This window comes from Romboutsia weinsteinii, assembly GCF_002250835.2.
Classification (GTDB): Bacteria; Bacillota; Clostridia; order Peptostreptococcales; family Peptostreptococcaceae; genus Romboutsia_A; species Romboutsia_A weinsteinii.
Genome location: NZ_NOJY02000088.1, coordinates 1 through 7,549 on the forward strand (window position 1 = coordinate 1; position 7,549 = coordinate 7,549).

The following is a 7,549-nucleotide window of genomic DNA, read 5'->3' on the forward strand; positions in this document are numbered from 1 at the left end:
GAGTTAGAAGCTAAAAAATATACTAATGAAGAAAAAGAAGTAGACTCTATAGAAGATGCACTAAAAGGTGCTAGAGATATAATTGCTGAAATAGTTTCAGATGATGCAAAAATAAGAAAATATATAAGAGATATTGCGTTAAGAGAAGGAATAGTAGTTACAAAAAATACAACTAAAGAAAAATCAGTTTACGATATGTATTATGATTACAGTGAAGCAGTAAAAAGCATGGCACCTCATAGAACTCTAGCAATTAACAGAGGTGAAAAAGAAAATTTCTTAAAGGTTAAACTAGAATTAAACTCAGAAAAAATATTAAATCACATAGTTAATGAATATGTAAAAGATATTAACTATAAAAACAAAGAAGAGATAATGACATCAATAGATGATTCTTATAAAAGATTAATATTCCCATCAATAGAAAGAGAAATAAGAAATCATTTAACTGAAATTGCTCAAGAAAGAGCTATAAGTGTATTTGGTAAAAATATAAAGAGTTTATTACTTCAGCCACCAGTAAAGGATAATGTAGTAATGGGATTTGACCCAGCATTTAGAACTGGATGTAAAATAGCTGTGGTAGATGAAAATGGAAGACTACTAGATTACACTACTGTATATCCAACAGAACCTCAAAATAATGTAGAAGGCGCAAAAAAGACTTTAAAAGAATTAATAGAAAAGTATAATATAAACATAATATCTATAGGTAATGGTACAGCTTCAAGAGAATCAGAAAAATTTGTTTCTGATATGATAAAAGAAATGGATAGAGAGGTTCAATATGTAATAGTAAATGAAGCTGGAGCATCAGTTTACTCTGCATCAGAGCTTGCAAATGAAGAACATCCAGATATCAATGTATCTATAAGAGGAGCTATATCTATAGCAAGAAGATTACAAGATCCACTAGCAGAACTTGTTAAAATAGATCCGAAAAGTATTGGTGTAGGGCAATATCAACATGATCTAAATAAAAAGAGATTAGAAGAAGTGCTAGGCGGAGTAGTAGAAGACTCAGTAAATACTGTTGGAGTAGATTTAAATACAGGATCTTATTCTTTATTTGAACATATTGCGGGTATAAGTAAAACTATAGCTAAAAATATAATAGAATACAGAGAAGAAAATGGAACTTTTACATCTAGAGCCCAACTTAAGAAAGTAAAAAGATTAGGACCTCAAGCATTTACACAATGTGCAGGATTTATGAGAATTTTAGATGCAAAAAATCCTCTAGATAACACAGGAGTGCACCCTGAGAGTTATGATATATGTAAAAAAATGCTAGACATGTTGGGGTATTCTTTAGAAAATATAAAAAATAGAAATATTGACGATATAGATAAAAAGGTACAAGAGATAGGCATAAAAGAGTTAAGTGAAAAATTAGAGGTAGGTCAAGTAACATTAAAAGACATAATTGCTGAGATTAAAAAGCCAGGTAGAGACCCTAGAGAAGAGGGAATAAAGCCTGTACTTAGAACTGATGTCTTAAAAATAGAAGATATAACAGATGGTATGATATTAAAAGGAACAGTTAGGAATGTAGTAGATTTTGGTGCATTTGTAGATATAGGTATAAAAAATGATGGATTAGTTCACAAATCACAAATGAGCAATACCTTTGTAAAAGATCCTATGAGTATAGTTACGGTAGGAGATGTAATTGATGTGAAAGTTATAGGAGTAGATTTAAATAAGCAAAGAGTATCTTTATCTATGAAGATATAAGATATCTTAAGGAGGAGATTAGATGATATTTATTAAAAATGGAACAATAAATACAATAACAAATGGAACGATAGTAGGAAATATACTAATAGATAACAAAAAAATAATAGAAATAGGATCAAATATTGTAGCTCCATTGGATGCTGAAATAATAGATGCTACTGGTAAATTAGTATTCCCTGGATTTATAGATGCTCATACTCACTTAGGTCTTTGGGAAGACGGTATGGGATTTGAAGGAGCAGATGGAAATGAAGAAACAGATCCAATAACGCCACAACTAAATCCTATAGATGGAATAAATCCAATGGATAGAACATTTGAAGAAGCTAGAAATGGTGGTATAACATCTGTTTGTACTACACCAGGAAGTGCAAATGTAATGGGTGGACAATGTATAGCTATAAAAACATTTGGTAGAAGAATAGATAATATGATTATAAAAAATCCTGTAGCTTCTAAAATTGCTTTTGGAGAGAACCCTAAGAGTTGTTACGGAAGAGATGAAAAAACACCTCAAACAAGAATGGCGATAGCAGCGCTTCTAAGAGAGCATCTTAAAAAGGCAGAGGAATACTTAGAAGAAATAGAGTTATACGAAGAACATGAAGACCATGATAAGCCAGAATATGATATGAAAATGGAAAGTTTAATTCCAGTATTAAGAGGAGATATTCCGTTTAAGGTTCATGCTCATAGAGCTGATGATATGTTTACGGCTATGAGAATAGCTAAGGAGTTTGATATAAAAATTACATTAGACCATTGCACAGAAGGTCATCTGATAGTAGAAGAATTAGTAGAAGAAAATTATCCTGTAGTTGTAGGTCCATCTCTTTCTGAAAGATCAAAAATAGAGCTTAGAAATTTAACATTTGATACAGCTGGTATATTATCTAATGCAGGAGTAGATGTAAGTTTAATGACAGACCATCCAGTTATACCAGTGCAATATCTTCCAATATGTGCGGGAATAGCTGTAAAGCATGGCATGAGTACAGAAAAAGCTATAGAAGCTATAACTATAAATCCAGCAAGAACTCTAGGAATAGAAGATAGAGTAGGATCGATAGAAGTAGGAAAAGATGCAGATATAGTTATATGGGATAATAATCCGATAGAAATTCAAAGTAATGTATTATTTACGATAATAGATGGAAAGATAGTATATAAGAAGAACTAATTACTCTCAAGTATAACAAGTAAAAAATATTGACAATAATCAAATTGTTAAGTACTATATAATTAGAAATAAGGAAAACTAAATAGCAAAGAAGTTCTTCGGGGCAGGGTGAAATTCCCTACCGGCGGTTATAGCCCGCGAGCTACCTAGGTAGCATGATTTGGTGAGATTCCAAAGCCGACAGTAAAGTCTGGATGAGAGAAGAGAGTTATGGAAATTTTTTATTAGTACACTAATAGTTTAATTTTTGTATTTAAACTATATCCATAAAAGAAGCTCGAAGAAGAATCCTTCGAGCTTTTTATTTTTTCTTAATACAAAAATTAGGAGGAGATCTTATGCAAGGTACAGTAAAAAATAAAAAAACAATTTCAACACAAGTCTTAGTAAAGGTAGCAATACTATCGGCAATAGCATATATACTAATGTTTATATCTATGCCAATACCAGGAGTATTTCCAGACTTCTTAAAGATTGATATATCTGATATACCTGGAATATTTGGAGGTATGGCTCTAGGTCCAGTTGCTGGATTTGTAATAATAGCTATTAAAAATTGTCTACAAGCTATAACAGCTAGCTTTACAGGTGGTATAGGTGAGTTAGCCAACACTATAATTGGAGGAACATATGTATTTATACTTTGTTACTCATATAAAAAAAGAAGTGATATAAAAGGTGTTTTAGTAGGATTCTTATTAGGTACAATTGGTATGACTATAATGGGTGCAGTTATGAACTACTTTGTGATGATGCCACTATATGGTAAAATGATGGGATTAGACGCAATAATAGGCATGGGGTCAGCTATAAATCCTAAAATAAATGATTTACTATCATTTGTAATATGGATGATAGTACCATTCAATATAATAAAAGCAATTATAATGTCATTAGTAACATTGCCTCTATATAAAAAAATGGGAAAATTAATTAAAAAATAAATATCATGAGATATCTTTACCATAGTATTTGTAATAAAACTATATTAAAGATATCTCTTTTTAATTTAAGTATACACTTGTAACCATTAATCTCTAATAAAGAGTTAGTATTTACTAAGTCTTCGTAAATCCTCAAGCCATCCTTGATTGTCTATTAAAACAGAATATTTACCAAACGATACAAGTCTATTATTATCAAAAGCACCTATAAATGCTCCGTTACTATCATCTACCCATTTATGAAATACTTCTGGAAGATAGCCAGATCCATCCCAAATATCTTTACACAAATATATTACCTCTTCATAGTCATCATAAGTTAAGCTTTTAAAATTAGTAATTATAATATCTCCCTATAATAAGTAATAGTAGCATAAAAATTTAGTGATATAAGAATAAACTTATAGCATATTTTCAACTTTAATTTTGAAAAGATACGTAAATTATTATGAGTAAGTACTTTATAATAAAATAAGGTTATAATATAATAATATCTAGTTGATAATTACAATAACGGTTATAATGGAGATGAAATCATGGTCAAAATATATTTAGATGGTGAGAATGAGACAAGAGAAATTGGATATAAGCTAGGAACATTATTACAGCCAGGCAGTGTAATATGTTTAGTTGGTGATTTAGGATCGGGAAAAACAACAATGACTCAAAGCTTAGCCAAAGCTCTTGAAGTTGATGACTATATAACTAGTCCTACATTTACTATAGTAAATGAGTACGAAGGAAAAATGCCACTATATCATTTTGATGTATATAGAATTGGGTGTAGTGAAGAAATGTATGATATCGGATATGATGATTATATAAACTCAGATGGTGTTTGTATAATAGAATGGTCGAATTTAATAGAGGATATACTTCCGGATGAGTACTTAGATATAGAGTTAAGATACAAGGATATGGGAAGAGAAATGATATTAAAACCTATAGGAAAAAGATATGAAAAATTAGTTGAGGAGTTGACGAAATAATGAAAGTATTAGGTATAGATACGTCTTCAATGGCAACAAGTATAGCTGTCATAGAAGATAATAAATTAATCTGTGAATACACAGTTAATACCAAAAAGACTCACTCGCAAAAGCTTATGCCAATGATAGAGAATATGCTTATGATGAGTGATTTAAAAATAAAAGAAATAGATATGATAACAATATGTATAGGACCGGGATCTTTTACAGGATTAAGAATAGGAATGGCTACAGCTAAGGCTATAGCTCATGTGAATAATTTACCTATAGTAGGTGTAAACTCATTAGAAATGCTAGCGGCAAATATGGACCTTTGTGATAAGAATATATGTTCAGTATTAGATGCTCAAAGAAATCAAGTTTATACAGGAAAATATTCATTTGAAAATGGAAAATTAACTGAATTATGTGATGTAGATGTAGTTGAGATTGAAACCTTAATTGATGAACTATCAGCTACTGATGAAGAGTGGATAATGGTAGGAGAGGCAGTATATAAATATGAAGAAATGGTTAATAATACTAAAAATATATGTATACCTCAACCTTCTCATAATGTAAGTAAAGCAAGTAGCTTATGTTCAGTTGCAATAGATAAATATAGTAAGAATATTGATGTTAAGGATTGTTACACAATATATCCTATGTACATCAGAAAATCTCAAGCAGAAGTTCAATATGATGAAAAGATGAAGAGGTTAAATGATGGAAAATAATTTAATAATAGAGCAAATGACTTCAAAAGATATTGATGGTGTATTTGAGGTTGAAAAGAGTTGTTTTGAACATTATTGGTCAAAAGAATCATTTAAGAAAGAGCTTACAAATGATTCAGCAAGATATCTTATAGCAAAAATAGATGATAAAATAGTTGGATATGTTGGTATATGGTTAATTCTAGATGAAGGTCATATAACTAATGTGGCTGTTCATAAGGATTATAGAGGACAAAAGATAGGTGACAAATTAGTGCAAGCCTTAGTAGAACTATGTAAAGACAATAACATATTATCTATGACTCTAGAAGTAAGAGTATCAAATATAGTAGCTCAAAATCTTTACAAAAAGTATGGATTTAAAATGGCTGGAATTAGAAAAGAATACTATAGTGATAACAAAGAAGATGCTATCATCATGTGGAACCAAGTAAAAGAGGTGTAAATTTATGAAAGATATAATAACATTAGCGATAGAGAGTAGCTGCGATGAGACAGCAGCATCAGTATTAAGAAACGGTAGAGAGATATTGTCAAATGTAATATCTACTCAAATAGAATTACATAAAAAGTTTGGTGGAGTAGTACCAGAAGTAGCATCTAGAAAACATCTAGAGAATATAGATGCAGTAGTACAAGAAGCTCTAGATGAAGCAAATATGCAGTTTAGTGATATAGATCATATTGCTGCTACATATGGACCTGGAATGGTAGGAGCGTTATTAGTTGGTCTTTCTCATGCTAAAGCATTAGCATATACTTTAGATATACCCCTTGTAGGTGTAAACCATATCGAAGGTCATGTTAGTGCAAACTATATAGAGCATAAAGATTTAAAACCACCATTTATAACGTTAATAGTTTCGGGTGGTCATACTCACTTGGTAGAAGTAAAAGACTATGGTGAATATGAAATCTTAGGTAAAACAAGAGATGATGCTTCAGGAGAAGCTTTTGATAAGATAGCTAGAGCTATGGGGTTAGGATATCCAGGTGGTCCTATAATAGATAAATTAGCTAAAGAAGGCAATAAGCATGCTATAGAATTCCCAAGAGCTTATATAGATGAGGGATATGACTTTAGCTTTAGTGGATTAAAATCTGCAGTATTAAATTATCTTAATGCTAAGAAAATGAAAAATGAAGAGATAGTAGTTGAGGATGTGGCAGCATCATTCCAAGAAGCAGTTGTAGAAGTACTTTCTACAAAAGCACTAAAGGCAGCTAAAGAAAAAGGTTATAGTACTATTGCCTTAGCTGGAGGAGTTGCATCAAATTCAGCACTTAGAGAGAAGATAACAGAAATGTCAAAGAGTGAAGGCATAGAAATAAAGTATCCTTCATTAATTCTTTGTACTGACAATGCTGCAATGATTGGGTGTGCAGGGTATTATAACTTTATAAATGGAAGAATTCATGATATGAGTTTAAATGCAGTACCTAATCTTAAGATAGGTCAGAGATAGGGATATACTCAGATAATTTCATAGGATTTATATAAAAAAGGTATGAAGTTAAGATTTAGTCTATACTTCATACCTTTTAATATTAATTCAGTTCTTTAACAATATTAGCGGCCCATTTTTTAGAAAGTGCTCTAGGAACACCAAACATAAACTTAGCAATTTCTTCTGTATAAGTTAAAGCAACTAATACGAAAATAGGTAACCCTTTAAACGCAGCTAAGAAAGTCAGTGGTAGAGAAACTAGCCACATACATCCTAATTCTAAGAATAAGGCAAATTTTGTGTCTCCCCCACTTCTTAGAACACCAATCACTATAAAGGCATTAAATGCTTTTAAAGCCATTAGAGAACCCATTATAACGAATATTTTTATTATATCAGGTCGAAGTGCATTTGAAACACTAAATACATTTAATAATACTGGGATACATAATATTAATAGACCTCCAAATATTAACCCAGCTATACATACTAAAGCAGAGAATTTTTTAGCATATGATATAGCTCTATCAAT

At 30.8% G+C, this 7,549-nt stretch carries 8 protein-coding genes, 1 pseudogene and 1 riboswitch; of the genes and pseudogenes, 7 read left to right on the top strand and 2 right to left on the bottom strand.

Translation table 11 applies throughout. The features are described from left to right. The 3 genes from CHL78_RS18915 to CHL78_RS18925 form a co-directional block, all read left to right on the top strand. A partial coding sequence (locus tag CHL78_RS18915) for a helix-hairpin-helix domain-containing protein (protein ID WP_147295856.1) occupies positions 1–1,737 on the top strand: 1,737 nt, incomplete at its 5' end. A 22-nt stretch (positions 1,738–1,759) separates the two neighbouring features. Then, a complete protein-coding gene (locus tag CHL78_RS18920; protein ID WP_094369126.1) occupies positions 1,760–2,920 on the top strand; it encodes an amidohydrolase in 1,161 nt (386 codons plus the stop codon). 90 nt (positions 2,921–3,010) lie between these two features. Next, a riboswitch (FMN riboswitch) is annotated at positions 3,011–3,130 on the top strand. Positions 3,131–3,258: 128 nt separating this feature from the next. Next, positions 3,259–3,864, top strand: a complete 606-nt coding sequence (locus tag CHL78_RS18925; protein ID WP_094369127.1) for an ECF transporter S component — start codon at positions 3,259–3,261, stop codon at positions 3,862–3,864. Between the two features lie 104 nt (positions 3,865–3,968). Here the strand turns inward: CHL78_RS18925 and CHL78_RS18930 are convergent, their stop codons facing one another. Continuing rightward, complete coding sequence (locus CHL78_RS18930) at positions 3,969–4,154, bottom strand: hypothetical protein (RefSeq protein WP_094369128.1); 186 nt, start codon at positions 4,152–4,154, stop codon at positions 3,969–3,971. A 246-nt stretch (positions 4,155–4,400) separates the two neighbouring features. Between CHL78_RS18930 and tsaE the strand changes: the two genes are divergently transcribed. The 4 genes from tsaE to tsaD are packed head-to-tail and all read left to right on the top strand — an operon-like array spanning position 4,401 to position 7,035. After that, on the top strand, positions 4,401–4,853 hold the full coding sequence (gene tsaE / locus CHL78_RS18935; RefSeq protein ID WP_094369129.1) for a tRNA (adenosine(37)-N6)-threonylcarbamoyltransferase complex ATPase subunit type 1 TsaE: 453 nt from the start codon (positions 4,401–4,403) through the stop codon (positions 4,851–4,853). After that, on the top strand, positions 4,853–5,569 hold the full coding sequence (tsaB, locus tag CHL78_RS18940) for a tRNA (adenosine(37)-N6)-threonylcarbamoyltransferase complex dimerization subunit type 1 TsaB (protein WP_094369130.1): 717 nt from the start codon (positions 4,853–4,855) through the stop codon (positions 5,567–5,569). The genes tsaE and tsaB overlap by 1 nt, the downstream gene beginning before the upstream one ends. Beyond that, complete coding sequence (gene rimI, locus CHL78_RS18945; RefSeq protein WP_243446484.1) at positions 5,559–6,014, top strand: ribosomal protein S18-alanine N-acetyltransferase; 456 nt, start codon at positions 5,559–5,561, stop codon at positions 6,012–6,014. Before tsaB ends, rimI begins: the two co-directional genes overlap by 11 nt. Positions 6,015–6,018: 4 nt before the next feature. Then, positions 6,019–7,035, top strand: a complete 1,017-nt coding sequence (tsaD, locus tag CHL78_RS18950; protein WP_094369131.1) for a tRNA (adenosine(37)-N6)-threonylcarbamoyltransferase complex transferase subunit TsaD — start codon at positions 6,019–6,021, stop codon at positions 7,033–7,035. 82 nt (positions 7,036–7,117) lie between these two features. Here the strand turns inward: tsaD and CHL78_RS18955 are convergent. Beyond that, positions 7,118–7,549 (bottom strand): annotated as a pseudogene (locus CHL78_RS18955) (MATE family efflux transporter); the annotation flags it as partial.